Origin of the sequence: Neoroseomonas rubea (genome assembly GCF_016106015.1) — a bacterium.
GTDB lineage: Bacteria > Pseudomonadota > Alphaproteobacteria > Acetobacterales > Acetobacteraceae > Neoroseomonas > Neoroseomonas rubea.
This window is the reverse complement of the sequence record NZ_JACADQ010000514.1, coordinates 1-1,924: the sequence shown is the minus strand read 5'-3', so window position 1 is coordinate 1,924 and position 1,924 is coordinate 1. Positions and strand designations below refer to the sequence as shown.

1 protein-coding gene is annotated in these 1,924 nt (G+C 72.9%); it reads left to right on the top strand.

What is annotated here, in order from left to right; translation table 11 throughout:
- Positions 1 to 174 precede the first annotated feature (174 nt).
- Positions 175 to 1,839, top strand: coding sequence for a Hint domain-containing protein (locus HW577_RS27000; protein ID WP_198378681.1), 1,665 nt, complete (start codon positions 175 to 177; stop codon positions 1,837 to 1,839).
- The last annotated feature ends 85 nt before the right edge of the window (positions 1,840 to 1,924 follow it).

Below are 1,924 nucleotides of genomic sequence, written 5' to 3'. Positions count from 1 at the left end.
CGGCGCGGCCGACGAAGATGGCCCGCCCCGGCGCCGTGACGGCGACGGCTGGCGGGCCCTGACCGGCCAGGCCGGACGGCGCGACCCCTCCGGCGGACCGCGCGCCTTTCCCCCTTTCTTCCTCGCCCTCGGCGCGCGGCAGCGCGACGCCGGCGATGCCTGGAGTTCATCCCGATGACGTCCACGACCGGCACCCCCGCGATCTTCACCAGCACCGGCCTGACCGGCGATCCCACCCTCATCCTGCTCGGTGGCGGGTCGTCCGGCGGCGGAGTGTCCGCGGGCGGTGGCGCGACGGGCGGGAACGACCATGTCGCCCTCACCAGGAAGGACGACGTCTTCGACGCGCTCGGCGGCAACGACAAGGTCAAGGGGCTCGCCGGCAACGACCGCCTGTCCGGCAACGCCGGCGACGACACGCTGCATGGCGGCTGGACCGATGGCTGCAAGGACAGCGGCAACGACACGCTCGACGGCGGCACGGGCAACGACCGGCTGTTCGGCGACGACGGCACGGATTCGCTGGTCGGCGGCACCGGCGGCGACCTGCTCGATGGCGGGACCGGCAACGATACGCATGAAGGCGGCGCCGGCGCCGATACCTTCGTCGAGCACGGCGGCACCGGTGGCGGCATCGACGAGCTGTCCTACGCCTCCGACACCACTGGGGTGAATGTGGACCTGTACACCGGCGCGGCCAGCGGCGGCGACGCCCAAGGCGACCGCATCGGCGGCAACCAGTTCGAGAACCTGCGCGGCGGTTCGGGCAACGACACCCTGTCCGGCAGTTCGCACCGCGACAACAGGCTCTGGGGTGGCGCCGGCGACGACAGCATCACCACGCGGCTCGGCGACAGCGCCTTCGGCGAGGCGGGCGACGACATCCTCATCGGCTCGCCCACGACCGGACGCAGCGGCGCGGATTATCTCGACGGCGGCGACGGCAACGACGTCATCGCCTCCCGCGGCGGCAACGACCAGGTGTTCGGCGGGGCCGGCAACGACACGGTGCGCGTCGGCCTCGGCGACGGCATCGACACGCTCGATGGCGGCGGCGAGGACAGCCGCGACATCCTCGAGATCGAGGACTGGACCGGCCCGACCACCTTCGGCACGGACAACATCCCCGGCGGCACCTACGGCAACTGGACGGTCGGCGGCGGGACGGGCACGGAGGCCTGGCGCACCTTCACCCACTCCGACGGCACGTCCTTCCGCGCACGCGACTTCGAGGGCATCGCCTGCTTCGCCGAGGGCACGCTGATCGCGACGGCGCGTGGCGAAGTTCCCGTCGAGACGCTCCGCGCCGGCCACCTGGTGCTCACCGCCCATGGCGGGGTGCCGCTGCAGCCTCTGCGCTGGGTCGGCCACACCACGGTCGATGTCGCGCGGCAGCGCAACAGGGCCGCGGTGGCGCCGGTCGTCATCAAGGCCGGCGCGCTGGCCGACCGCGTGCCCTTCCGCGACCTGCGCGTCAGCCCCGAGCACGCGATCTTCCTCGATGGCCGGCTCGTGCCGGCGAGGCTGCTGGTCAATGGCAGCACCATCGTCCAGGAGAGCTGGGTCGGTCGCGTGACCTACTGGCACGTCGAATTCGAAGCGCACGGGCTTGTCGTGAGCGATGGCGCGGTGACCGAAAGCTACCTCGACGACGGCAACCGCCACCTGTTCGACAATGCCGGCATCGCGGCGATCGCCGTCGACTTCGCCGCCAACCCTTCGAACGGGCGCTATGCCGCAGCAGCCTGCGCCCCCCTGCTGGGGGAGGGTGACATCGTCCTGGACCGCATCCGCGCCCGCATCGCCGCGCGGGTGCCGGTGCGGCGCGCAAGCGCCTGACGGCCGCGCGCCCCCTGGGGAAAGCCTGAGGCGCGCCCGGCCCGCGAAGCGGCCGGGCGTGCAACCCGAAGGCGGACGCCGCCGG

Excerpts from the sequence above, each read along its gene's own strand:
- HW577_RS27000 (WP_198378681.1), top strand. The coding sequence starts at position 175 with ATGACGTCCACGACCGGCACCCCCGCGATCTTCACCAGCACCGGCCTG.